Origin of the sequence: Aquirufa nivalisilvae (genome assembly GCF_004307455.1) — a bacterium.
Classification (GTDB): Bacteria; Bacteroidota; Bacteroidia; order Cytophagales; family Spirosomataceae; genus Aquirufa; species Aquirufa nivalisilvae.
On the sequence record NZ_SEWX01000001.1, the window covers coordinates 463,373 to 486,998 of the forward strand.

At 37.3% G+C, this 23,626-nt stretch carries 22 protein-coding genes; 6 read left to right on the forward strand and 16 right to left on the reverse strand.

Annotation, left to right across the window (positions count from 1 at the left end; genetic code table 11):
* Positions 1 to 91: 91 nt before the first annotated feature.
* Entirely contained in the window at positions 92 to 781 is a 690-nt protein-coding gene (locus EWU22_RS02080) for a M15 family metallopeptidase (protein WP_231962598.1), read from the reverse strand.
* A 72-nt stretch (positions 782 to 853) separates the two neighbouring features.
* On the opposite strand from EWU22_RS02080, the gene EWU22_RS02085 reads away from it, so the two are divergent.
* Positions 854 to 2,089, forward strand: a complete 1,236-nt coding sequence (locus EWU22_RS02085) for a nucleoside recognition domain-containing protein (protein WP_130924211.1) — start codon at positions 854 to 856, stop codon at positions 2,087 to 2,089.
* 1 nt (position 2,090) lies between these two features.
* On the opposite strand, the gene EWU22_RS02090 is transcribed toward EWU22_RS02085, so the two are convergent.
* The 10 genes from EWU22_RS02090 to EWU22_RS02135 form a co-directional block, all read right to left on the reverse strand.
* Positions 2,091 to 3,557: a capsule assembly Wzi family protein gene (locus EWU22_RS02090; RefSeq protein WP_161566770.1), complete on the reverse strand. Its 1,467-nt coding sequence runs from the start codon at positions 3,555 to 3,557 to the stop codon at positions 2,091 to 2,093.
* 49 nt (positions 3,558 to 3,606) lie between these two features.
* Complete coding sequence (locus tag EWU22_RS02095; RefSeq protein ID WP_130924213.1) at positions 3,607 to 4,083, reverse strand: UpxY family transcription antiterminator; 477 nt, start codon at positions 4,081 to 4,083, stop codon at positions 3,607 to 3,609.
* 81 nt (positions 4,084 to 4,164) lie between these two features.
* Positions 4,165 to 5,241 (reverse strand): GDP-mannose 4,6-dehydratase, encoded by a 1,077-nt coding sequence (gene gmd / locus EWU22_RS02100; protein ID WP_130924214.1) that lies wholly within the window; start codon positions 5,239 to 5,241, stop codon positions 4,165 to 4,167.
* 130 nt (positions 5,242 to 5,371) lie between these two features.
* Positions 5,372 to 7,144 (reverse strand): AMP-dependent synthetase/ligase, encoded by a 1,773-nt coding sequence (locus EWU22_RS02105; protein ID WP_130924215.1) that lies wholly within the window; start codon positions 7,142 to 7,144, stop codon positions 5,372 to 5,374.
* A gap of 95 nt (positions 7,145 to 7,239) precedes the next feature.
* On the reverse strand, positions 7,240 to 8,688 hold the full coding sequence (locus EWU22_RS02110; RefSeq protein ID WP_130924216.1) for a tetratricopeptide repeat protein: 1,449 nt from the start codon (positions 8,686 to 8,688) through the stop codon (positions 7,240 to 7,242).
* Between the two features lie 339 nt (positions 8,689 to 9,027).
* On the reverse strand, positions 9,028 to 10,671 hold the full coding sequence (locus EWU22_RS02115) for an Ig-like domain-containing protein (protein WP_130924217.1): 1,644 nt from the start codon (positions 10,669 to 10,671) through the stop codon (positions 9,028 to 9,030).
* Entirely contained in the window at positions 10,661 to 11,548 is an 888-nt protein-coding gene (locus tag EWU22_RS02120) for a class I SAM-dependent methyltransferase (RefSeq protein WP_130924218.1), read from the reverse strand. Before EWU22_RS02120 ends, EWU22_RS02115 begins: the two co-directional genes overlap by 11 nt.
* Before the next feature lie 2 nt (positions 11,549 to 11,550).
* On the reverse strand, positions 11,551 to 13,413 hold the full coding sequence (mnmG, locus tag EWU22_RS02125) for a tRNA uridine-5-carboxymethylaminomethyl(34) synthesis enzyme MnmG (protein ID WP_130924219.1): 1,863 nt from the start codon (positions 13,411 to 13,413) through the stop codon (positions 11,551 to 11,553).
* Positions 13,414 to 13,439: 26 nt separating this feature from the next.
* On the reverse strand, positions 13,440 to 13,862 hold the full coding sequence (gene ybeY / locus EWU22_RS02130) for an rRNA maturation RNase YbeY (protein WP_130924220.1): 423 nt from the start codon (positions 13,860 to 13,862) through the stop codon (positions 13,440 to 13,442).
* A gap of 23 nt (positions 13,863 to 13,885) precedes the next feature.
* A complete protein-coding gene (locus EWU22_RS02135) occupies positions 13,886 to 14,239 on the reverse strand; it encodes a YraN family protein (RefSeq protein WP_130924221.1) in 354 nt (117 codons plus the stop codon).
* 69 nt (positions 14,240 to 14,308) lie between these two features.
* Between EWU22_RS02135 and lipB the strand changes: the two genes are divergently transcribed.
* Entirely contained in the window at positions 14,309 to 15,046 is a 738-nt protein-coding gene (gene lipB, locus EWU22_RS02140; RefSeq protein ID WP_130924222.1) for a lipoyl(octanoyl) transferase LipB, read from the forward strand.
* 3 nt (positions 15,047 to 15,049) lie between these two features.
* Positions 15,050 to 15,784: a 3'-5' exonuclease gene (locus EWU22_RS02145; protein WP_130924223.1), complete on the forward strand. Its 735-nt coding sequence runs from the start codon at positions 15,050 to 15,052 to the stop codon at positions 15,782 to 15,784.
* On the opposite strand, the gene EWU22_RS02150 is transcribed toward EWU22_RS02145, so the two are convergent.
* The 3 genes from EWU22_RS02150 to EWU22_RS02160 are packed head-to-tail and all read right to left on the reverse strand — an operon-like array spanning position 15,771 to position 18,821.
* Positions 15,771 to 16,406 carry a NeuD/PglB/VioB family sugar acetyltransferase gene (locus EWU22_RS02150; protein WP_130924224.1) on the reverse strand — a complete coding sequence of 212 codons (636 nt, stop codon included), beginning with the start codon at positions 16,404 to 16,406 and terminating at the stop codon, positions 15,771 to 15,773. The two genes, EWU22_RS02145 and EWU22_RS02150, sit on opposite strands and share 14 nt — an antisense overlap.
* Position 16,407: 1 nt before the next feature.
* The gene (locus tag EWU22_RS02155; protein WP_130924225.1) at positions 16,408 to 17,607 is read right to left on the reverse strand and encodes a M14 family zinc carboxypeptidase; all 1,200 of its coding nucleotides are present in this window, start codon (positions 17,605 to 17,607) and stop codon (positions 16,408 to 16,410) included.
* Positions 17,604 to 18,821 (reverse strand): chloride channel protein, encoded by a 1,218-nt coding sequence (locus tag EWU22_RS02160; RefSeq protein WP_231962599.1) that lies wholly within the window; start codon positions 18,819 to 18,821, stop codon positions 17,604 to 17,606. The genes EWU22_RS02155 and EWU22_RS02160 overlap by 4 nt, the downstream gene beginning before the upstream one ends.
* A 98-nt stretch (positions 18,822 to 18,919) precedes the next feature.
* Here EWU22_RS02160 and EWU22_RS02165 point away from each other — a divergent pair, with 98 nt between their 5' ends.
* The 3 genes from EWU22_RS02165 to EWU22_RS02175 are packed head-to-tail and all read left to right on the forward strand — an operon-like array spanning position 18,920 to position 22,562.
* Positions 18,920 to 20,332 carry a DEAD/DEAH box helicase gene (locus EWU22_RS02165; protein ID WP_394364558.1) on the forward strand — a complete coding sequence of 471 codons (1,413 nt, stop codon included), beginning with the start codon at positions 18,920 to 18,922 and terminating at the stop codon, positions 20,330 to 20,332.
* A gap of 9 nt (positions 20,333 to 20,341) precedes the next feature.
* Positions 20,342 to 21,043: a tetratricopeptide repeat protein gene (locus tag EWU22_RS02170; protein ID WP_130924227.1), complete on the forward strand. Its 702-nt coding sequence runs from the start codon at positions 20,342 to 20,344 to the stop codon at positions 21,041 to 21,043.
* A gap of 16 nt (positions 21,044 to 21,059) precedes the next feature.
* Positions 21,060 to 22,562, forward strand: coding sequence for a GH3 auxin-responsive promoter family protein (locus EWU22_RS02175; RefSeq protein ID WP_130924228.1), 1,503 nt, complete (start codon positions 21,060 to 21,062; stop codon positions 22,560 to 22,562).
* 26 nt (positions 22,563 to 22,588) lie between these two features.
* Here the strand turns inward: EWU22_RS02175 and EWU22_RS02180 are convergent, their stop codons facing one another.
* Together EWU22_RS02180 and EWU22_RS02185 are read right to left on the reverse strand one after the other, a co-directional pair.
* Positions 22,589 to 23,098, reverse strand: a complete 510-nt coding sequence (locus EWU22_RS02180; protein WP_109321710.1) for a gamma carbonic anhydrase family protein — start codon at positions 23,096 to 23,098, stop codon at positions 22,589 to 22,591.
* A gap of 6 nt (positions 23,099 to 23,104) precedes the next feature.
* The gene (locus EWU22_RS02185; RefSeq protein ID WP_130924229.1) at positions 23,105 to 23,617 is read right to left on the reverse strand and encodes a KdsC family phosphatase; all 513 of its coding nucleotides are present in this window, start codon (positions 23,615 to 23,617) and stop codon (positions 23,105 to 23,107) included.
* Positions 23,618 to 23,626: the final 9 nt, after the last annotated feature.

Consider the following 23,626-nt stretch of genomic DNA (forward strand, 5'->3'; position numbering starts at 1 on the left):
TAATGAAAAGTATTTAACACAATGTTACTATTTTTAGATGGGGCGTTGGGTACATTTTGGATAAACGGCAAGCCAAAAGGATAAATCCCACTTATTGAACGACTTGAAATCTTTTCTTGGCTTCTGCTCGAGAAAAAGCATTGAAATGCCACCATTCATATTCGATCGGAAGAAAACCTGCTTTTTGCATCACTTTTCGAAGTAAAAGTCGATTTTGAATGACCTCATTACTTAATACCCCTTTCTCTTCCATTTCCTTTTCTGCCTTTGGATAAGCCTTCTTCCCAAAGTAATCGAAGGGAGTTCCCATATCAATTGCCTGACCACTTTCATCTGCGATGGTTAAATCCACAGCACTTCCATAATTATGAATCGAATGTTCTTGTGGGGAAGCCACATAATTTTTTCGAATTTTGGGGGGATATTGGGGTAATGCATTCCAAAGGTCCCATTGTTTGGATAGAGGTCTAGCTGCATCATATATCAATAATCGGTAACCTGGTTTTTCCTTTTCTAATAAGGATTGTGCTAGCGATAATTTAGCTACTGTTTGTTTCTGCAAAAACGCCTTAGTCAAGCATCCATATACGTTTTGATGCATAAAATTGTCTGTAGTAGCATACTTCAATTGGACCAATACTTGTTTTATTTCCATTTGTACATCCACCAAGCCTTGGCTTCGCATTTTCTCCTCATATAAACAAGGTTTGGTTTGTGCCGTGAGAGATTGAAGAATCAAACTAAAGACAAATACTAAGGGGGTAGAAAAAGAATAGGTCATAAAAATCAAGAAATTCCCTAAATTTAGCCAAATTTTAACTAGGCAGGGCTCGCTTTCTGCAAACCTTTCTTTATGGCATTAAATTGGATTTGGTTTCTGTTTTTTGGAGTGGCCTTCGTGGTAGCATTGATTCAATTCTTATTTTTTGGTAATTCCGAAATATTCAAAATATTAGTAGATGGGATGTTTGATTCGGCTGAAATGGCTGTGATGAAAATCGCTCTTCCATTGGCAGGAGTCATGACTTTCTTCATGGGAATATTACAAATAGGAGAAAAGGCGGGCGCCATTCAGTTTTTAGCTAAGCGTATTCGTCCTTTTTTTACTCGACTATTTCCTGAAATTCCTGCAGATCACCCCGTTCATGGACAAATGATCATGAACTTTTCAGCCAATTTATTAGGCTTAGATAATGCAGCCACTCCCTTTGGGTTAAAAGCCATGCAAGGCTTACAAGATATTAATCCAACGAAAGAAACAGCATCTAATGCACAAATCATGTTTCTTACCTTGCATAGTGCTGGCCCCGTTTTAATACCATTAAGTATTATGGCGCAAAGAGCCATCTATGGTGCACAAGATGCATCAGATGTTTTTATTCCCTGTTTAATGGCCACTTATGCTGCTACTTTGGTCGGTTTAATGTTCGTGGCTGTTAAGCAAAAAATCAATCTATTAGAGCCTGTTCTTTTAAGTTGGCTAGTCGGATTGACGCTATTCTTTGGCGGAATTTTGGCATATTTCAGTTCATTAAGTAAAGAGCAAATTGAAATTCAATCCAAAATATTCAGTAATGGTTTACTTTTCTCCCTGATCCTAAGTTTTATTGTGGCTGCTTTTTGGAAGAAAATCGACATATTTTCCACATTTGTAGAAGGGGCTAAAGGAGGATTTGAAACATCGGTAAAAATCATTCCTTATTTAGTAGGAATGTTGGTAGCTATCAGTTGTCTCCGCAATTCAGGAACGTTGGATTTTATTGTAGAAGGGATGAAATGGGTAGTCAATCAATCTGGATTAGATACTCGATTCATTGATGCAATGCCAACAGCCTTATTACACCCAGTTAGTGGAAGTGGTTCAAGAGCCATGATGATTGATACGATGAAAACTTTCGGCGCAGATTCGTTTGTAGGACGACTGGCCTGTGTATTCCAAGGCTCTGCTGAAACAATTTTATATGTAATTGCCCTATATTTTGGCTCAGTACAGGTAAAAAATATTCGCTATACCTTATGGGCAGGCCTAACAGCCGATTTAGCTGGAATCATTACGGCGATATTTGTCAGTTATTTATTCTTTGGATAGATTAATTCAAAGGAATACTAATGGCAATATTTCCCCCTAAAGTAGGTTGGGTTAAGTTTCCTTTTTCTATCCCTAGATTAGCTTTTAATAAAGCTTCAGGAAATCCTGCAATAGAAATTGGTCTGTGCCACAAAATCCCTCCAGAATACTGTTTTTTTACAGGACTATATTCTTTGCCAAACCAGCCAATGGCATTGGATAAACTGGCCCTTAGTTGAATTTTATTATCTCCAAAAGCAAATTCTCCAGCCGCATAAAAAGCTTCCACACGGTTATTGTCATAATAAATACTATTGGTTGGATTCAAATCAGATTCAGAATCTAAGGTCAATAAAGGCGTACCAATCCCTTTTCCAAAATACGTCCATCCATTTTGATATACTCCATTGTTCAAATAATCATCAAAGCCCCTGATCTTACTTTGGTCATTATACGTGTTTCCTCCTTGAGATGTTGTATTCAAATATTCAAGAACCACTTTTATTAGTCCTTGATCTGCTTTACGCGTGATGGATAATCCATGCAAACCGTCGGTTATATTATTGCCATAATATAAGGACCCGTCTTCATAAATACTTTGTCGATAAAAGAAAATTTTGGCTTGGTTTAACTCCACTTCCATCCCAATATCCACTGTTCCTAAGTGATTTCCAGAACGATTAAAACCATCATTATACCCATAAGTTGCGGTATCTCCTTTAATCGCATTCGACCTACCGGTAACAACGGAAACATAAGTATTAAAATCAGAAGGAATTATTCCATTATGCGAATTTACATTGTATGGATCCGCATATTTTAATTTACCACCCCATTGAACTTGGTGATTAAATCCGGCATAGAATTTTACCTTCCAATTGGGCTTTCCAAATCGTCCATAGAAAGACTTTTGATGCAAATAAAAATCTTTCACATCCTCTCTAGAATTTTCAAACCATCCATGAGAATAATTCCCTTTGAATGCAAAAACTCCTTTTAAGAACCCTGGAGACCAATATTCTTTTACTTGCAATTCTACTTTAGGGATTGGGAGAGCATTTCCTGACCAAATGTACGAGCCCGAACTAAGGGTTGAATCAACTAAACCAAAAATCTGTTTTTGGCGACCAACAACTAATTCAAAAATTCCTACTTTACCTTTGACATACAACTCTGGAAAGAAAACATCTGCTTTATTTTCTCCTAGATTCACTTGAGTAGAAAATCCATAAGCCCAATCTACCTGTTTCTTAGGACGATAACCCATTCGGTGTGAAAACGCAGAAAAACCATAAGATCCAGATGCTGGTACTAATCCATACTGATTAGCTCGAAGCCAGAGGGGATTATATACACCACCAATGGTTCCACCCATTCCTAGAGAAAAATCAGAGTTAATTTCGCGTTGGGCCCAAAGGGAGTTTGAACATAAGAATAAACAAATGACTACTAATACTTTCCTTACAATCATTTGTTTTAATTGATTCATATGGCTCATTTGACTCATCTATTCAAAGATAGTTGAAAAATTGAAATTACTAACTTTGATTTATATAAGCTACGAGCTCAAATCCAAGACTATCAATTCTAAGACGAACCTCATGTTTATTTTTAAAACCAAGCACTTCTGCTTTTTGTCCAGCTAAAGCACCCGTATCTAAAGTCACAAAATCTCCAATTTTAATGACGTTATCAATTGCTTCTACATCACTGTGCTCAGATAAAAAATTTTGTATTGCCGTAATTTCCGAATCTTGAACTACTGCAGGTTTATGAAGCCAATAAACAAAATTAACTACTCCGTTTACTTGACGGACTTGACTACTTTGTGATGCTAAATCTATATCGACAAATACATAGGATTTGAATAGAGGTTCTTCGACCCATTTTTTTCGATCAGACCATTGCTTTCTCTTTTTGGATACTGGACAATAGCATGTTATCCCTTGTTCTTTCAGTCGCAAAGCAACTTTTTTCTCAACTCGTGATTTTGTATATAAAGCATACCAGGCCATATTTTCAGTAATTCAAATCTCCCAGTCCAAGATTTAGGCCGAAATCCAGCTTAAATTTAATTTGATAAATATCCTTTTAATCTATTTTGAAAACAGTTGAATATCTGAACTCATCATATCCTTGACTAAAGCAGGCAAATCATATTTCAATTTCCAACCCAGTTTAGTTTGGGCTTTGGTAGGATCACCAATTAATAGTTCTACTTCGGTCGGTCTAAAATACCGCGGATCCACTGCCACCACTTCATTGCCAATTTCTACTTGATACAATGGATTGTGACAAGCTTTTACTAAGGCCACTTCTTCGATTCCTGTTCCCTTAAACTCCAACTCAATCCCCACTTCATTAAATGACATGATAACAAAATCACGAACAGTAGTGGTAATCCCTGTTGCAATCACAAAATCCTCCGGCTGCTCTTGTTGCAAAATCAACCACATCGCTTCCACATAATCTTTGGCATGACCCCAATCACGCTTTGCATCTAAATTTCCTAAATAGATTTTATCCTGCTGACCTAGGGCTATTTGAGAAACACCTCGAGTGATTTTACGTGTTACAAATGTCTCTCCGCGTAATGGTGATTCGTGATTAAACAATATTCCATTCACAGCAAACATTTGATACGCTTCTCGATAATTCACTGTAATCCAGTATCCATAAATTTTAGCTACTGCATAAGGAGAACGAGGATAAAATGGTGTTTTTTCAGACTGTGGTACTTCTTGAACCAAACCATAAAGTTCGGATGTAGATGCTTGATATATCTTTGTTTTTTGTGTCAAGCCTAATAAGCGAACCGCCTCCAATATGCGTAAAGTTCCTATTCCATCTACTTGGGCCGTATACTCGGGCTCATCAAATGATACCTTTACGTGTGACATTGCCCCTAAATTATAAATCTCATCAGGCTGAACTTCTTGAATGATCCGAATGATGTTGGTTGAATCGCTTAAATCTCCATAATGTAAATGGAAGTTTGACGAGTCCACATGAGGGTCTTGATATAGGTGATCTATACGTTGTGTATTAATCAGGGAGCTTCTACGCTTTATTCCATGAACACGATAACCCTTTCCTAATAAAAGTTCCGCCAAATACGCGCCATCCTGTCCTGTGATGCCTGTAATCAAAGCCACTTTTTGTGCTTGCGACATAAAATTTCGATTCAATAATTAAAAAAGAAAGGACATCAATTTCCTTTCTTAAACCTCCAAGACATAAAATTACTAAATTTTCCGACTGCAGTCGATAATTTATTCCTAGGAATACATGAAATAGATTGTCTTATTCGTAAAGTCCGAGAATCAATTTTTCATATCTTGAAACAATCACCTTGCGCTTCAATTTCAAGGTAGGGGTTAATTCACCATCTGAAATCGTAAATAATCGAGGTAATAAAACGAATTTCTTGACTTGTTCGTAACGCGCCACGGAAGCCATGGTCATTAAAACCTCTTCATTCATTTTTTCAATCACCTTAGGATGGGCAATCATCTCTTCTGGTGTACTAAGCGCCAGATCTTGTTGTTTACACCAGACTTGAAGTGCATTAAATTCGGGAATTATAAGTGCCGAAGGAAACTTTTGCCCTTCTCCAACCACCATACATTGTTCGATAAATGCCGATTCTTTCAGTTTATTTTCAACCAATTGTGGGGCAACATATTTACCACCTGAAGTTTTAAAAATCTCTTTTTTACGATCCGTAATTTTTAAGTATTTGCCATCCACTAGTTCGCCTATATCTCCCGTATGAAACCATCCATCTGGATCAATAGCCTCAGCTGTAGCAGTTGGATTATTATAATAACCTGGCATAACGGAGTCTCCTTTCACACAAATTTCCCCATCTTCAGCAATCTTTAATTGTATACAATCCAATAAGGTTCCTACACAACCTACCTTGAAATCAGGAGGACATATTTTTGAAACAGAAATCACAGGTGATGTTTCTGTTAAACCATAACCTTCTGCAATAGGAATATCTGCTGCCCAAAAAATACGAGATAATCTGGGCTGAAGAGCTGCTGATCCAGAAGTAATAGCCCGAATATTTCCACCCAAAGCTTCTTGCCACTTACTAAATATCAATTTTCTAAAAATGGCTAATTTGATCTTATCCAAAAATCCCAATTTTTCCATTGGGTCGTATTTTAAACCGAAATCAATCGCGGCAAAAAATAAGGATCTCTTAATGCCAGTTAATTCATTTCCTTTGGCCAATACTTTATCATATACTTTTTCCAAAAGACGAGGAACCGTAGCAAACATAGCAGGTTTTACTTCCCTTATATTTTCAGCAACCGTATCTAAGTTTTCCGCGTAATAGATGGAAACACCATAAAAAAGATACAAATAGATATTCGTGCGCTCATAAATGTGGCACATAGGTAGAAAACTCAATACCTTATCTCGAGGATTGATTTGGAAAAAATCTCCACGTTCTAAGGATTTTACATTACTGATAATGTTATGATGCGTCAACATCACTCCTTTGGGTCTACCCGTTGTACCTGATGTATAAATTAATGTAAGTAAATCATCGGCTTGAACAGATGCTTTGATGGGCTCTAAAACCGCTGCATCTTGACCTTGGCCCAATTCTTTTACTTCAGTCCATAAGCTGGCTCCTGCAATCGGTTCAAACGTATAAATGGATTTAATCTTTGCATTACCATTAGCCGCTTCTTTCGCTTTTAAATATAATTCCTCACTTTCCGCAAAAATGAACTCTACTCCTGAATCTTCAAATATGAAAGCATAATCTTCCACCGTGATGGTTGGATATAGTGGAACTGTCACTGCACCAAGAATCTGAACGGCAAAATCAATGAAGTTCCATTCTGGTCGATTGGTGGATATAATTGCAATTTTATCTCCCGGCTTTACACCTAAACTCAGCATACCCAAAGCCAGCTGTTCAATCGTTTCTAATGTATCCGTATTTGAATAATTTTTCCAGTAACCATCTTCTTTTTTATTAAGTAAATCGGACTTATGGAAAGTTTTGTATACGTCTAATAAATCAAATACACGTGTTAATGAAGTATGTTTCATAAAAAAATGGGTCTAGTATATACACACCAAAGTTAGCTAAATCTACCCAAGAAAATGTAAGCTTTTGTTTATTTTTTAGGACAGAATTTATACTCCTAAGGTCTAGATAAGTTAAATCTTATTTCCTGTAAATAGATGCTGCTAGGATACTTAGTAACGAATTGTAAACCTAAATCCTTGTCTTTGTAATCGATTAATTTCAAATATTGATATAAAGCATCATCTCCATAAATGTCTTGGTCAAAACGATCGTAAATATCTTTGAATAACATTTTAGCTTGGTCTATTTGCTTTTTATCTAAAGCTCTTTGTGCCATCAAATACAAAATATCATCTTCTAGACTCTGACCTTTTTGTTTTACTAATAACTGATCCAAGGCCAAATCAGCTTCATTTATTTTCCTTTGCTCATAAAGCCACTGTATAGTCGCAAAAGATTTTAATGCTGTTTCCAAGGTATCAATACCTGTATTATCTTCGATAACCCAACTCAAATGCAATGCATCATTAGCAATCTCTTTTTGTGTGCTTTGCTTCAATACATCAAAATTTGCTTTGGCCAATTCAAAATCACCTGTGTAATAATAAAGCTTACCTGTCTTCAATTTAGCTTCATATGCAATCGGCGAATCTTTTACCAATTTTTCAACCTGTGCATATTGAATTAAAGCATCGTATTTTCTACCCGCATATAAATACACATCTCCAAGCTCCAATTTCATTTGAGCCTGTAAATTGACATTAGACTCAGATAGTTCTATTCCTTTCTGGTATACCCTTTCTGCAGAATCTAATTGATTCAATTGATACAGAAAAATTCTTGCTTCAGATAAGTAGGTTTCAGCTGTTGCGGCATTATTACCCCGATCTTTTCTCAATTCTCGATAGGATTGAATCAAATTAGAAAACTCCGTTTTTTCGATTACCATCTTATTCTGAATACTTTGTTCTCGGGAAGCCAATAAAAGTTGCTTCCAATTCAACAATTGGGGAGAACGTGGGTAATTTTTTATCAAATAATCAAATATTTGATTGACCAATGGCCATTGTTGACGCTGAAAGCTAGCTATTCCAAAATCACTCACTTCTTTACCTCCTGATTTAAATCGGATATCCAATGCCTTCCTTTGTAGCCAAACCCTATCCCATTGTTGATTCAAAGCATACCAGTGAATAATCAGTTCAACCGGATTGGCTTGTTCAGGTGAAGCCTGAATCAGAGAAACCAACATTTGCTCTACTTCTCGATTGGCAATTCCCTGATCTTTTAATCCTGTAAGCCAATCTTTTGTCACTTCTAAGCCTTGTGTACTTATCAACTTATCAACAATTTGTCCACAATACTTAATCCATAAAGGTGCTAAATTTTCTTTAAGTATTTCATTAAACGAATAAAATGTTAAAAAAGAACCATTATTGATGTTTTTTGTAAACCATTCATCTAATTGCTTAATTCTTTTTTTCTCTTTTTTAATTTTTACAATTTGATGTAATCTTTCTACAAATAAAGAATCAGGACTTTTAACTATAAGCTTTGCCTGCATAGAATTAACATATCCTATGAAAAAGAAAACGAGAAGTAAATAAGATTTAGAAAATGTTTTCCACATGACTTATTTAAAAAAAATAAAAATTTTATAAATCTCTTTTTTGTTTCTTATTGTTATTCAATGTGGATAAGTGGATAAGCGTATTTTTAATAAGTAAATAATTGATAATTAATGAATTATAATTTTTTATGTTAATATTCCAATGTAGATAAGTTTAATTTTGTGTGTGGATAGCTAGCTAAAATTGTCCACAACTTTTCTATTTATTTATCTTTCCACAATTTCCACATGAATTGTTCACTTATTTGGTCGATTATTAACATGTTATCCACATCATTTTTGTGTATTTATCAACAAGTCGGAAATTTGAAAATTAGCTTTTAACTTAATTTTACCATCAAAGAAATAAACTGGCTCAGATTTTTTTCTAAGTTTAAAATTGCCGATGTCCCAATATCCATTTTTATTTAAATCGGCAATAACTCGTATTTGATATATCCCTGGTTCTACATTGGTAAATTCAAATCTCTTTTGTGTTTTAAGGGTCATATAAGGTTCAAATGTATCCGCTTTAAGCAATTCTACAATGAATTCACTATTGGGTTCTGAGGATGTAATATTGCCGTCTATGCTGCCGTAGTTTTCTATGTCTTGCCATTCCATCTTTTGAGTATAAACGATGCTTGAATCTGCATCAATACCAACAAAGGCATTCTTAGTAATACTCATTTCAAATTTGGATCTACTTGGTAAATAGGCATTTCTGATGACAAGATTATTTTGGAATTGATTCCAATGAAATGCTTGATCTGGTAAACTAAGTATTTCTCCCTCTTCTGTCTTGAAAAGTATGTTTGTAGAAACCCATTGTTGTACAGGTCTAGGGAATTTTATTTGTATGGAATCTAAAGGTGATAATAGTTTACCTGGTGTAGGTTTTACTTCAAAGGTTAAATCTTGTTTTTGAACCTTTTCTTTTTTGGTTAATTCTCTGAATTTTATTTTTAGAGGTACTTGGTAATTTCTATTTAAGGAATCTGTAATTGTTGCACGTATGAAGATTGTATCTGTGTTGCTTTGATTTAATAAGTAGAATCGGAGATTTTTAGAATCTTCTTGTTGATAATATAATTGTGCTTTAGGGACATTTGATAGAGTTAATGATTTTATTCCACGATTGAATTCATACAATACCGATTTTGCTGTGGCAGTTGTTTTGCTCAATTTAAGTGAATCTTGATTTTGTAAACTGATAGCAAAATTTTGTTCCACGTTTTTAGTTAGGTCAATGTACTTTTCTGAAAGGAAATCAACAGATTCTTTATTGGAGTTATAGAGTAAATTATTATTGATGTCGTGGAATGCTGCCATGTAATATTTACCCTTTGCTATATTTTCTAATAGGTAATTTCCAGAAGTATCCGTTTTAACAAAATAATAGGGTTTAGTGGTATGAATGGATAAAGAATCATTCCATGGATATAGTGCTACCAATATATTTTCAGGATGTTTTTGAGTCAATAGTGTTCTTACTTTTCCTTTGATTTGTAGCGAGTCTATATCCTGGGATGTACTAAAGACTAGTTTGATATTTTTACCTATATTTCTCTCGGAAGCATCTTCGATCGCATTTCTAAAATTGAATGTGTAGGTTGTGTTATCTTTTAATGTACTATCCAATAGGATGCTTAGGCCTTGTGGTCTAATTTTTGTTTGATAGGTTCCTACTGAAGGTGTAATCAATAACTCCTGACTTAGGTTTCGTATCCCTACGTATTCATTAAATGTTATATCGATTCTTTTCCCTTTAAAATTTCGACTTTTATTTAGTGGAATGGATTCACTAATTTTGGGAGCTAGTGTATCTTTTTTTCCTCCTGGAGGGGTTGCCATTTGGGCACAGCTTTGTAGCATCAAGATGCTGATAAATCCTGACAGTATACTAAAAAGGACTAAGTTCTTAAGCTTACTTAGCATGTTCGAAGATGTATAAATTGCTAGAATAATTTCCTTGTCCTAGCATTGCTTTAATGTTTGAAATTAAACCAATCATAAAAGATTGAATGATTTTTTTTGATCCACTTTGATATTCATGGCTCATGAGAGAAATATAAAAACTATCAAAGATTAATCCTTTTTTTTCTTTTAATGAAAAGCCATATTGATTCGCAATGAATTGTATGGTTTCAGGTGTGAAATGATAGATATGTCGTGGTACGTCATATGCTGCCCAATACTCTTTAAAGTAGTTAGCATCATAGCTCTTGCAATTGGGCAATGCTAATAAAAGTTTACCATTTTGGGCCAAAGCCTTCTTAAAAAATGCAAAGTAGTCATGTAGTTCATATACATGCTCTAATACATGCCAAAGACTGATAACTTGGAATCTTTCTGATTCTGGAATACTTGTTAGATGCGGATAAATTGCTTGGCCTGTTAATTTAGCTGCTTTTTCTGCGGTGCTTGGATCAAGTTCCATGCCTTGGATATTCCATCCTTTAATTTGACAAGCATGTAAGAAATGCCCTGTTCCACATCCTATATCAAGAAGTTTTTTGTCATCTTTTTTTTCGGATTCAATCCAATTGGTTTTTAACCGAAGCGTGATATTTCTTACTTGTTGATACAATTGATTAATTAGACCTTTATCTGTATTGCTGTGGGAAATGTAATTTTCGGATTGGTAATATGGACCAGCTTCTTCAGCTTTTGGTCTCGGATTAGTAAATCTTAAATGGCAACTTTGACATTCTACTAGCTGGAATGAAAGATGGGAAACAGTGTAATCTTTGGCATTCAGAATTGGTCTGAATTCCTGATGTGAACAAGCGGGACATTCTTTTAATTCTTCCATAATTAGCGACCCATGAATAAAAGTAGAATAGAAACATCTGACGCAGAAACACCCGAGATTCTGCTTGCTTGACCAATGGTTTGTGGTCGAATGGATTTTAGTTTAATTCTCGATTCGGTTGACAGCGTTTTAATTTTATCGTAATCAAATGTTTCAGGAATTTTTAGGTCTTCCATGGTTTTCATTTTATCAACCATGAGTCTTTCCTTTTCGATATAGCTTTCGTATTTAACAATGATTTCTGCTTGTTCGATAACTTCTTGAGAATAGTTGTCTTTTATGTTTTTAACTAAAGGATGTTCTAATATAGTGGAGAAACTTAAGTCGGACCTTTTCAGTAAATTGACGATTGGGGTTCCTTCTCTTAGGCTAGAGCTACCTTGACTTGCTAGCCAGGAATTGATTTCATCTGGTTTTACTTTATTGGTTTTGATGTAGTCTAATAATTGCGCAACATCGCATTGCTTTTGTTGGAATTTATCCATGCGTTTTTTTGTTGCCAACCCTAAGTCGAAGCCTTTTCCGGTTAATCTTTCATCCGCATTATCTTGTCTTAATAGAGTTCGAAACTCTGCCCTAGAAGTAAACATTCGATAGGGTTCATCCGTCCCTTTATTGATTAGATCATCAATCAAAACACCGATGTAGGCATCTGATCTAGATAAGGTAAACGGATCTAATTCTTGTGCTTTTTGATGAGCATTAATTCCCGCCATGAGACCTTGACATGCTGCTTCTTCATAGCCAGTTGTTCCATTAATTTGTCCGGCAAAAAAGAGCCCCTGAATAAGCTTTGTTTCTAAGGTGGCTAGTAATTGGGTTGGGGGGAAATAATCATATTCAATGGCATAGCCGGGCCTAAATAATTTAGCTTTTTCAAAGCCGGGGATTAATCGGATGGCCTCATATTGTATTCCTTCGGGGAGCGAAGTAGAAAACCCATTGACATAGATTTCTACCGTATTCCATCCTTCGGGTTCAACAAATATTTGATGGCTATCTTTATCAGCAAATCGGTTGATTTTGTCCTCTACAGACGGACAGTATCTTGGTCCAAGGCCTTTGATTCTACCTGCAAACATAGGTGATTTATCAAAGCCTTTTCTAAGGACTTCATGTACTTGGGTGTTGGTGTGGGTAATCCAACAAGATCTTTGTTCTTGTATTGGGCTTTCTGTCAAATAAGAAAAACTGCTTGGATTTTCATCTCCTTTTTGTTCCTCCATGGCTGAATAATCGAGACTTCTTCCATCTACACGTGGAGGGGTACCCGTCTTCATTCTGCCAGATTCAAAGCCTAATTGAACAAGTTGTTCTGTTAATCCTTGGGCCATGGGTTCGGCCATTCTTCCTCCACCAAAATGCTTCTCTCCTATGTGGATTAAGCCGTTTAAAAAGGTGCCGTTGGTTAACACGACAGTGCGAGCTTTGAATTCAATTCCCATTCGGGTTATTACTCCGCAGACCTCATTGTTTTTGATGATAAGTTGCAGAACGGAGTCTTGCCAAAAATCGACCAAAGGGTTTTGTTCCAATGTCATTCTCCATTCTTCTGCAAATCGCATACGATCGGATTGGCATCTAGGCGACCACATGGCAGGACCTTTAGAACGGTTTAACATTCTAAATTGAATCATGGTTTTGTCCGAAATGATACCCGACATTCCTCCAAGCGCATCTATTTCTCGTACAATTTGTCCTTTAGCGACACCACCCATTGCTGGGTTGCAGGACATTTGTGCGATGGTTTGCATATTCATAGTGATTAGCAAAACGCTTGATCCCATTTGAGCCGCAGCATGTGCTGCTTCACAACCGGCATGCCCCGCTCCTACTACTATTACATCGTATGCTTGTTGTTGCATTTTCTGTTTTGTTTCACGTGAAACATTTATTGTTCTTTAAAATATTGGGCTAAATAGTAATCCTCTTTAGCCGTCATTAGCTCTTTATCCTCTTTCTTTTTGTCTTTATATCCAGCCAAATGAAGTAAGCCATGAACCATGACGCGCTGCAATTCGCTGCCTTCTGTTCCTAGTTTTTTACCATTTTCTTGGATTCTGTCATAAGAAATAAAGATATCTCCTTCTAGTTTTTTGGAATCTTCTGAGTTATCAAACGTCACAATGTCTGTTAAGGTATCGTGGTTTAAATACGTTTTATTTATTTCTAATAGGTAGTCATCGGAACAAAAGATATAACTGATTTCCCCAATGGACTTTTGTTCTTCTGCGGCTACTGCTTTAAGCCAGGCTTTGTGCTTGTTTTTATGAGGTAGCGAAAAGTTGATCTCTTCAGAGCAAAATTGTATCATGGTTTTTCATTCAAAGAGCTAATTTACAAAAAAGCATCCTCGAAATGCTCTAATTTAGTGGCTTGAGGTAAAAAAGTAATGGATATACTATCAAACCGAATCTCTTTATCCCATTTTCTATCAATTTGATATTGATTAGCGGCCTCTGAAAGCATATTGATTTTATGGTTATTGATCTGTTCTTCAGGAAATCCAAAGCGTGTTCTGCGGAGTGATTTTACTTCAATGAAGACTAGGGTTTGGTGGATTTGGGCAACGATATCTACTTCTGCTTTTCCAGTCCGATAGTTTTTATCAAGTATTTGGTAGTGATTTCGGCGTAAATACTCCTCGGCTACCCTTTCGGCTTGTTTGCCGAGCTTTAAATGTTTTGCCATTCTCTTATCTTTGTGGAGCAAGGTATATAAGGCGAAATGCTCTTTTCTATAATTCCTTGATAATGTAAGATGCAGAATAAAGAAGTTCAATTTGTTGATATTGGCTTGACAGATTACCAAGAAACCTGGGATTTGCAGGAAAAGCTATTGGATCATATTGCTCAAATTAAATTGAGAAATCGTAGAGAATCCCTTACAGATGAAACGCCCAATTTTTTGTTGTTTTGTGAACATCCACATGTATATACCTTAGGTAAAAGTGGTGATGAGTCCCATTTGTTGATGCAAGAACCATTCTTGGAGAGCATTGGTGCTCGTTTTTATCGAATCAATCGCGGTGGAGATATTACCTATCATGGTCCAGGACAATTGGTAGGCTATCCTATTTTGGATTTGGAGAATTTTTACATGGATATTCATTTATATCTACGTATGCTGGAAGAAGCAATCATATTGACTTGCCAGGATTATGGATTGGTAGCAGGAAGAATTGAAGGTTTAACAGGCGTTTGGATTGATCCTGAATCTGATCATGCTAGAAAGATATGCGCCTTGGGTGTGAAAGCTTCTCGCTGGATAAGTATGCATGGATTTGCACTTAATGTAAATACAGATTTAACATACTTTGGACATATTGTTCCCTGTGGCATTGCAACACGAGGTGTTACATCCTTACAGCATGAATTAGGCCAAGAAATGAACATAGATGAGGTTAAATCCAACGTATTAAGCCATTTGACCCAATTGTTTGAATGGAAACTAAAACATGTTTCACGTGAAACATTACCTAACCCTATAAATCAATAAGCGATGGAGCCTAAAAAGAACTTTAAAAACACCTTATTTATTGACATCGAAACGGTCTCGGGAGAATCTGATTTTTCCCTACTTTCGGAGCGAATGAAACATTTTTGGCTAAAAAAGGCGAAGAATGTCTCTAATTCACAAAATCTAGCCTTAGAAGACTTATATGTAGATCGCGCCGCATTGTTTGCTGAATTCGGTAAAATTATTGTGATTGGAATGGGTTTCTTATATCAAAACAAAGAGAAAGAGCTGAGTTTGAAAGTCAAGACAATAGCTCATCATGATGAAAGGGCCTTGCTTTTGGAATTCATCGAGTTTATCAATATTACTTATAAATCTAGAGAACTAACATTAGTCGCACATAATGGAAAGGAGTTTGATTTTCCGTATTTATGTCGCAGGATGTTGGTGAATGGACTAGAAATACCTAAGCCTTTACAGCTTCATGGTAAGAAACCTTGGGAAGTCCTACATCAAGATACCATGGAATTATGGAAATTTGGCGACAGGAAAGTCTACATTTCTTTGGATTTATTAGCTGAATTGCTTGGAATTCCAGGCTCCAAAACGAACTTAACGGGAGATAAAGTACATGGGGTGTATTACCATGAGAAAGATCTGCCCAAAATAGCTGCTTATTGTGTAGAGGATGTGGTTACTCTGGCTCAATTATATTTACGCTACCACTTTTTACAAATGGTGGAAGAAAAGAATATTGATCGAATTACAGCAATTTAGCAGGATTTCCAAAGACTCTTTTGGAAGCAGGAACAGGCTCAATCACCACACTTCCCGCCCCAACGGTAGCTCCTTTACCTATTTTAATGCTGCCAACTATCGTACTTTGAATGCCAATAAAGCAATTGGTGTCTAATTTACATTCTTTGCCTATCACAGATCCCGCACCTATTTGAACGTATTCTTCTATTTGAGCACCCGTTTCAACGATGACTCCGGCGCCAACCATACAATGATCCGCTAGCTTTGCTTCTGGCTGAATGATGGCTCCTGCGCCAACATACACACCATAGGCTAGGTTTTTAACATCAGCAATGATGGCTGAAGGATGGATGGCATTTACAGGTTTCACTTGCCTATCCTCCATAATGGTCTCAATCATCTTTTTTCTTTCTGTAGGGTTTTCTAATGCCACAAACACCCCACAGTTTTTACCAATTAGACCCCAATACGACTCATCCTCTGTACTTCCTAAAACGGGAATTTCACCGATTTGTGTGTCTTTTTTCTTCGGATCATCATCTAAAAATCCGTAGATAACAACCTCATTTTTTTGAAAAATGGATGCAACTTCTAAAGCAAATGGATTAACTCCGATGATGATTACAGGTAAAGATGTCATACTATGAATTGATTTTTAGCGTATACGAATGAAGATCAAATGCGACTTGATTGTTTTTTGTTAGAACAAGTTGATGATATACCCCTTCTTTCTTCAGCATTTTTTCTGAATGCAAATGTAACGCTTCCCCATCGATTTCCGTTAATCCAAACCAAGGACTTAGGTCTCCTATGTCTTCAATTATCCAAGCATATTCTATGGAGCCATCTTCCTGGGCTGTTTCTTGGATGTTTAGGCCAATATCAGCTCTATGAATGGGCTCTTCTTGGTTTAATGGGGCATTTTTGATGAGTATATCAAAAATTTGTCTTTCATTGGTGGGCAGATGTTGATACAAGTGAGTTTCCTCTGTTCTCCAGGACTCGGTGCTTATGGAGTAAAAGGCATCTAATAATAAACAAGCATTGTATTTTCTTAATGTTTGTTTTTCTAAATCCCAGCCCGCTCCACCAGATTCTAATAAGACTAAGCCATAACCTTTTCCTTGGGCATAATCTCCAAATGCTCGCGCTTCAAATTCATCTGTCCACTTGGCAATCTTCTCCTGTAATAATGGCTGTAAATGTCGCACCATTTGATTCGCGATTTTAGCAGCTCTAAGTCTAGAGGCAGTCCAAGTCCCATGCTCATCCCCCGCCGTAGCCAGTAAAGCAATATGAGTTTGATGAGGTGTTTTTCCCGCTGAATATAAACGGTTTTGATCATGTAGGTTAAAAGAAAAAAGGGGCTTAATTTCATCTAACCATTGAGCTAAAATTTTAGCTTCTGGACTGTTTTGTGTGCGCGCATCTCGGTTCATATCGATGCCCAAAGCCGTCTCTCTTGTCCATCTATTCGCCCCATCTACATTGAGTCTTGGAATAAAGAATATAGATACTTTCTGATGTAATTCTTCCTTAAAACTGATCCATCTACTTTCATTTTGGGATAAAAAAAGAAAAATATCAGCTAATGCCATGGTAGCTGTGGCTTCGTCCCCGTGCATTTGAGACCAGGCTGCTATGTGGATTGGACCTTGGCCAAATCGTATTTCTTGGATGGCTTTTCCTTCAAACGTTTCACCTAATTTTCGGGTACTGAAGAGTGAGTTTTCTGTCCATTCTTGTAGCAAAGCATTCCAAACTTTTTCAGAAAACCTACGGTTTGAAATTCGCTTTTCTTGAAAGCTTTCGTATTGTTCTATGAGTGAATTAAAGATCATTCGTATAAAGGTTTAGGAACCCAGTTAGCCCAAGCTTGTTTTTTGAAAATGCCATTTTTACCTGAAATATACATGACGATAAGAGTGCAAAGAAAGAAACAGAACCAAGCGTCCTGGCCAAATAATTCTACTCCCATGGCAATGGAGGTCAACGGTGTTTTGGCGAGTCCAGTATATAAACAAGTGAAACCCAGAGCTGCCAATAAAGGTATGGGGAATGAAATGATTTCATGAAGGGAACTACTGGCATGAGCACCAATTAAAAACAAAGGCGTCGCTTCCCCTCCTTTAAAACCTAGACCTAAACTGAGACTCGTGGCCAGCGTTTTGCTGATGGCAAAGTTGGCTGTTTCTCCAGATTCAAATGGACGCAGTAAAAAAGAAGAGCCCAAGCCGATGCTTTCTTTAAAATAGGGGAATTGAAAAATTAGCAGTAAAATTAGACCCGCGAGAATCCCTTTGAGAATGGTGTGGATGGGTAATTGGGCGTACGTTTTAGAAATAATCGATTCTAAACGGGAATAAAACAAAGCGATTAGACCTAAAAATAGGCCAATGCAAGCTAATTTGGCCCAAAATGCCATGGTAATTTCAGGTAAAAAAACGGTAGGATAAATGGTGTGATTCGTGCTCCACACGTGGAGACTTACCCAATTGGCCCCGAAAGCAGAAAAAAGGCATGGGATAATTGAGCGAAAAGAAATATGTCCGACTTTTGAAATTTCAAGTCCAAAAAAACAACCAGCCCAAGGAGTTCCAAAGACCGAAGCAAAACCTGCCGCCATCCCAGCTTGTAGCCAATCTCTTTTTTCCTGTTCTTCTAAATTCAGCCATTGGGAAAATTGATGGGTAATGCTTCCGCCCATTTGAACAGCAGTTCCCTCTCTCCCAACTGATGCTCCAAAGAGTTGACTTAACCAAGTACTCAATAAAATGAATGGTCCCAAGGACCAAGGGATGTCGTCGCTCTTTTGGTTGACTCGATCAATTAAATCATTCGTGCCTAATTTTATGGGAGATTGGGGAATTTGAGATACGTATTGAAAAGCGACACCAAGAATGGGGAGACAATATAGAAGGGCAAGATGTTCTGTTCGATAAATTTGAATTTTTTCTAAACCCCACAAAAACAAAGACGAAGCGGATCCCACAAGGAAGGAAGTGGACAATCCCATACAAATTCTAATAAGCCAAAGTCGGGTAGCTGGTTTCAAGCTATTGGAATAATTCACCCAAAGTTAGGGAAATAATGGAAGGTTTGGAGTAGGAATGCTGCCAATAGGCAGCTATTCAGGCATTTCCATTAAATCGAATGAATTTAGCTACCTTTGTAGGCATAATTTTCTACGAAATGGTTGATTTTTTAAGCTTGGGATTGAACCCACAATTACAAAGAGCATGTGATGCCTTGGGTTATCAAGAACCTACACCAATTCAAGAAAAGGCGATTCCTTTACTTTTGGGCGGACATGATGTGTTGGGAATTGCTCAAACAGGTACAGGAAAAACAGCCGCCTATGTTTTACCATTGCTGATGCAATGTAAATATGCACAAGGACAAAACCCTAGAGCCTTAATTTTGGCACCTACTAGAGAATTGGTGATGCAAATTTATGAGGTGATGGTAAGTTTGGCACAGTTTACGGACTTGAGATTATTGGCTCTATATGGTGGACTGGGTCCAAAACCCCAGATTCAAGCGATCGAAAATGGAGTCGATATTATAGTTTCTACGCCTGGCCGCTTTTTAGAATTATACCGAAAGGAAGTGATTATCGTGAAGGAACTAAAGCATTTAGTTCTGGATGAAGCGGATAAAATGATGGATATGGGTTTTATGCCTCAGATTCGTCAAATATTAGAAGTCATTCCTTACAAGAAACGTCAGAATGGTTTATTCTCGGCAACATTTCCTGAACGAGTAGAAAATTTATCACACGAGTTTTTAGAGTTTCCTCACAAAATAGAAATCACCCCGCAAGCTACTCCTGCAAGTCAAGTGAAACAGCATGTGTATGAAGCGCCGAATTTAAAAACTAAAATTAACGCCTTGGAATATTTTCTACGAAATCCTGAATTTGAAAGGGTGATGGTTTTTTGTAGGAGTAAAGAAGTGGCGAATCAAGTGGAGAAGTTTTTAAGTAGGAAGGTTTTATCTGAAGATCAAGTTCGGGTAATTCATTCCAATAAGGGCCAAAATACGCGAATTAATGCCATGCAACAATTTAGAGAGGGCTTGGTACGTGTATTGGTAACAACGGACGTGGCCTCAAGGGGAATTGATATACCCAAAGTTTCACACGTCATCAATTTTGATGTTCCTCTGATTTATGAAGATTATGTGCATCGTATAGGCAGGACGGGAAGAGCAGCTGAAATTGGGGAATCAATCACTTTTGTGACTTTAGCAGAACGTTATCATTGGGCCAAAATTGAAACAATTATTCAGCAGAAAATAGAGATAGAGCACTTACCTTCAGAGATTTATGAAGAAGATACTCCATTTTTAGAACAACAAGATATGTTGCGGGCTGTGGATGATCAGCGTAAAAGAGAAGATCCCGATTTCAAAGGGGCTTTTCATGAAAAGAAGTATAAACCAAGAGCCAAGTTAGGTGCGAAAGGGGCATCTAAGGGACCATCAAAAGGAAATACTTCTAAGGGAAAACCTAAAAATGCATCAAAATTTCGTTCAAATACATCCTCCATTAAAAAGAAAAGGTAGATTTGTGATATGATGCTAAGAAAAAAAGCCTATTTAATAGGATTATTATTATGTTTGTCGGTGCCCGTGCTAGCGGCAATGTCGGCGGATTCATTGATTAGAATACCTCGATATCAAGCTTTATTTGGAAAAAAACCACTTAATAAAAAAGATCAGGAGGAGGTTACACAGATTATCACCAGTGTGGATCAAAGTTTTCCCAATCGGGCCGAAGGTGTTAAGTTTTTATCAGAAAGAGCTTGGGAATATGTTTCAGAGGGGAAATTAGATACGGCTACTTATCGTTTTAATTTAGTTCATGCTTTAGATTCTACGAGTGTAGAGGCCTATTGGGGATTAGGTGTCATCGCGTTTCAGCGTTTGGATTTTCCTGGTGCCATAGAATTATTGGGTAAAGGTTTACAAATCAATCCCAAGTTGAGCATCATGCGAGTAGATTATGCCATTGTAAAACTAAGTTGTTATTTAAAAGGCATGGATTGTGGTAATTTGGAAGAGGTAGATGCTTTATTAAGTCAAGCATTACAAGAAGATCCGACCAATGCCAATGCCTGGATGAAAAAAAGTCAAGTGGCGTTTTTGCAAGAAAAATACGAGTTAGCTTGGAGTTATTTTCATGAATGTCGTGCCTTAGATTTGACTCAACTTGATTTAAATTTCTCACAGCAACTCATGGAAAAAATGCCAGATCCCAAGGGTATTTTTAAATGATAATAAGAAAAGAGCTATGGGTATTCGTTCTTTTTTCGCTAAGCCATTTGCCCATTGGGTAGTCAACAAGTATCGGATGACTCAATCCGAGGCCATTGAAAAGCAACTTTTTTGGTTAAAATCAAATGTAGAGAAAGCTAAATCAACGCTTTTTGGAAAGGCTTTTGGCTTGGATAAAATCCAAAATTACATTGATTACAAATCCAAGGTTCCCATTTTTGAGTACGAAGATATTAAGCCTTATATTGAGGAAGCGGTAGCTGGCAAAAAGGATATTTTGTGGCCTGGTAAACCTGCCTATTTTGCCAAAACGTCGGGAACGACGTCTGGGGCTAAATACATTCCTATAAGTTCAGAATCCATGCCTTTTCATATTTTGGGGGCCAGGGATGCATTATTGCATTATGTTCATCATAGCGGGAATGCCTCATTTTTGGATCAGAAATTGATATTTTTATCGGGTTCCCCTGAATTAGAATCAAAGAATGGAGTGCCAACAGGTCGACTTTCGGGTATTGTGAATCACCATGTTCCCTCCTATTTACGAACCAATCAATTGCCCTCCTATGCTACGAATTGTATGGAGGATTGGGAAGAAAAATTAGCGTCCATTGTGGAGGAAACAATCGATCAGCGCATGGGTTTGATTTCTGGAATTCCGCCTTGGGTACAAATGTATTTTGACCGATTGGAAGCGAAATCAGGCAAAAAAATTGGAGAACTATTTCCTGATTTTCAAGTTTTTGTCACCGGTGGCGTCAATTTTGAACCCTATCGAGAAAAATTAATGCAATCCATAGGCAGAAAAGTAGATGTCATTGAAACCTACCCTGCTTCAGAAGGATTCATTGCTTTTCAAGATTCTACAGGTGAGGAAGGATTGCTTTTATTGGTAGATGCCGGAATTTTTTATGAGTTTGTTCCAACAGATACCTATTTCTCGGCAAGCCCAACCCGTTTATGTTTATCGGAAGTAGAACTTGGTGTCAACTATGCCTTATTGATGACCACGAATGCAGGCTTGTGGTCATATTCCATCGGAGATACGGTTAAATTCGTCTCATTGGACCCATATCGGATTATTGTAACTGGAAGAATCAAGCATTTTATTTCGGCATTTGGGGAGCATGTGATTGCAGAAGAAGTGGAATTGGCTGTGAAAGAAGCGATGGAAGGATGTCCTGAAACGAAGATTGTGGAATTTACGGTGGCTCCTAATATTACTCCTAAGGATGGACTAATGCCGCATCATGAGTGGTTGATGGAATTTGATGTAGCGCCCAAGAACATGGAATTATTTCAAAAGACACTGGATGCATCCATGCAGCGACAAAACATTTATTACCAAGATTTGATTGTAGGTAATATCCTTCAGCCTTTGAAAATTCAATCTTTAGCCAAAGATTCTTTTATTCAATACATGAAGTCCCAAGGGAAATTAGGGGGACAAAATAAGGTTCCACGTTTATCTAATGACCGAATATTAGCAGAGGGATTGCTGGGATTAACAACGGAGTAATGCTTATTTAGGAGAATTACATACTCTTATTCAAACCAACTGGCATATTTGACATAATTCATTGCAGTGCGCATGAATACTTCTGCGGCCTCTTCACTGACAGGTTTTAAAAATTTGGCGGGATTACCTGCATAAATACTTCCAGATGGAATGCGCATGCCTTGCGTAACTACGGCTCCTGCTGCAATGATACTCCCTGATTCCACATAGGCTCCATCCATGATGATAGCTCCCATACCCACCAGAACTCGATCTTCTATGGTACAGCCATGAACAATGGCATTGTGCGCAATAGATACGTAGTTCCCGATAATTGTCTCTGTTTTCTGATAGGTGCAATGAATAACCGCCCCGTCTTGGACATTGCTATAATCTCCGATTTGAATGCGATTAACATCTCCTCGGATAACGGCATTGAACCAAACGGTGCCGTGTTTTCCTATGGAAACATTTCCAACAACGGTAGCGTTGGGAGCTAACCACACATTTTCACCGAATTGAGGTAAATGACCCTCTACTGCTAGTATTGTTGCCATAGGATATTAATTAGGCCATTTTCCTTGTAGTTTCATCACTTTTTCTATGACATCTCTAACAGCTCCTTGACCACCTTTAAATGGGGAAACGTATTTAACTACTTGGTGAATTTCAGGGATTGCGTCGAAAGGACAGGTGCTTAGAATTTGGGGCCTAGATAGTATTTCTAAATCAGGGACATCATCTCCCATGTACAAAACTTCATCTTCATTTAGGCCAACTTCTTGTAGCCATTTTTCAAATGTTGCCGTTTTATTGGTACCGCCTAAACTGCTGTAAATGTGTTGAAACTTAAGGTTTTCTAAACGTTTTTGAACACCAGGGTGGCTTCCTCCCGTGATGACGCACATTTGGTATGCTGCTTGTCTAGCTTTTTCAATGGCATATCCGTCTCGGATATAAAAACTTCGGAAATGCTCGCCTGTTTCTAGTACATGTACTTGACCATCTGTCATAACTCCATCGACATCAAAAACAAAGGCTTTTATACGATTAAACAGAGAAAGGACGTTTTGCATAATGGGCTT

Excerpts from the sequence above, each read along its gene's own strand:
- EWU22_RS02155 (WP_130924225.1), bottom strand. The coding sequence starts at position 17,607 with ATGATCTTTAATTCACTCATAGAACAATACGAAAGCTTTCAAGAAAAG.
- EWU22_RS02185 (WP_130924229.1), bottom strand. The coding sequence starts at position 23,617 with ATGCAAAACGTCCTTTCTCTGTTTAATCGTATAAAAGCCTTTGTTTTT.
- EWU22_RS02180 (WP_109321710.1), bottom strand. The coding sequence starts at position 23,098 with ATGGCAACAATACTAGCAGTAGAGGGTCATTTACCTCAATTCGGTGAA.
- mnmG (WP_130924219.1), bottom strand. The coding sequence starts at position 13,413 with ATGCAACAACAAGCATACGATGTAATAGTAGTAGGAGCGGGGCATGCC.
- gmd (WP_130924214.1), bottom strand. The coding sequence starts at position 5,241 with ATGTCGCAAGCACAAAAAGTGGCTTTGATTACAGGCATCACAGGACAG.
- EWU22_RS02150 (WP_130924224.1), bottom strand. The coding sequence starts at position 16,406 with ATGACATCTTTACCTGTAATCATCATCGGAGTTAATCCATTTGCTTTA.
- EWU22_RS02085 (WP_130924211.1), top strand. The coding sequence starts at position 854 with ATGGCATTAAATTGGATTTGGTTTCTGTTTTTTGGAGTGGCCTTCGTG.
- EWU22_RS02110 (WP_130924216.1), bottom strand. The coding sequence starts at position 8,688 with ATGCAGGCAAAGCTTATAGTTAAAAGTCCTGATTCTTTATTTGTAGAA.
- EWU22_RS02120 (WP_130924218.1), bottom strand. The coding sequence starts at position 11,548 with ATGGAAGAATTAAAAGAATGTCCCGCTTGTTCACATCAGGAATTCAGA.
- EWU22_RS02095 (WP_130924213.1), bottom strand. The coding sequence starts at position 4,083 with ATGGCCTGGTATGCTTTATATACAAAATCACGAGTTGAGAAAAAAGTT.
- EWU22_RS02135 (WP_130924221.1), bottom strand. The coding sequence starts at position 14,239 with ATGGCAAAACATTTAAAGCTCGGCAAACAAGCCGAAAGGGTAGCCGAG.
- EWU22_RS02165 (WP_394364558.1), top strand. The coding sequence starts at position 18,920 with ATGAATTTAGCTACCTTTGTAGGCATAATTTTCTACGAAATGGTTGAT.
- EWU22_RS02175 (WP_130924228.1), top strand. The coding sequence starts at position 21,060 with ATGGGTATTCGTTCTTTTTTCGCTAAGCCATTTGCCCATTGGGTAGTC.
- EWU22_RS02115 (WP_130924217.1), bottom strand. The coding sequence starts at position 10,671 with ATGCTAAGTAAGCTTAAGAACTTAGTCCTTTTTAGTATACTGTCAGGA.
- ybeY (WP_130924220.1), bottom strand. The coding sequence starts at position 13,862 with ATGATACAATTTTGCTCTGAAGAGATCAACTTTTCGCTACCTCATAAA.
- EWU22_RS02105 (WP_130924215.1), bottom strand. The coding sequence starts at position 7,144 with ATGAAACATACTTCATTAACACGTGTATTTGATTTATTAGACGTATAC.
- EWU22_RS02080 (WP_231962598.1), bottom strand. The coding sequence starts at position 781 with ATGACCTATTCTTTTTCTACCCCCTTAGTATTTGTCTTTAGTTTGATT.
- EWU22_RS02090 (WP_161566770.1), bottom strand. The coding sequence starts at position 3,557 with ATGAATCAATTAAAACAAATGATTGTAAGGAAAGTATTAGTAGTCATT.
- EWU22_RS02170 (WP_130924227.1), top strand. The coding sequence starts at position 20,342 with ATGATGCTAAGAAAAAAAGCCTATTTAATAGGATTATTATTATGTTTG.
- EWU22_RS02145 (WP_130924223.1), top strand. The coding sequence starts at position 15,050 with ATGGAGCCTAAAAAGAACTTTAAAAACACCTTATTTATTGACATCGAA.
- lipB (WP_130924222.1), top strand. The coding sequence starts at position 14,309 with ATGCAGAATAAAGAAGTTCAATTTGTTGATATTGGCTTGACAGATTAC.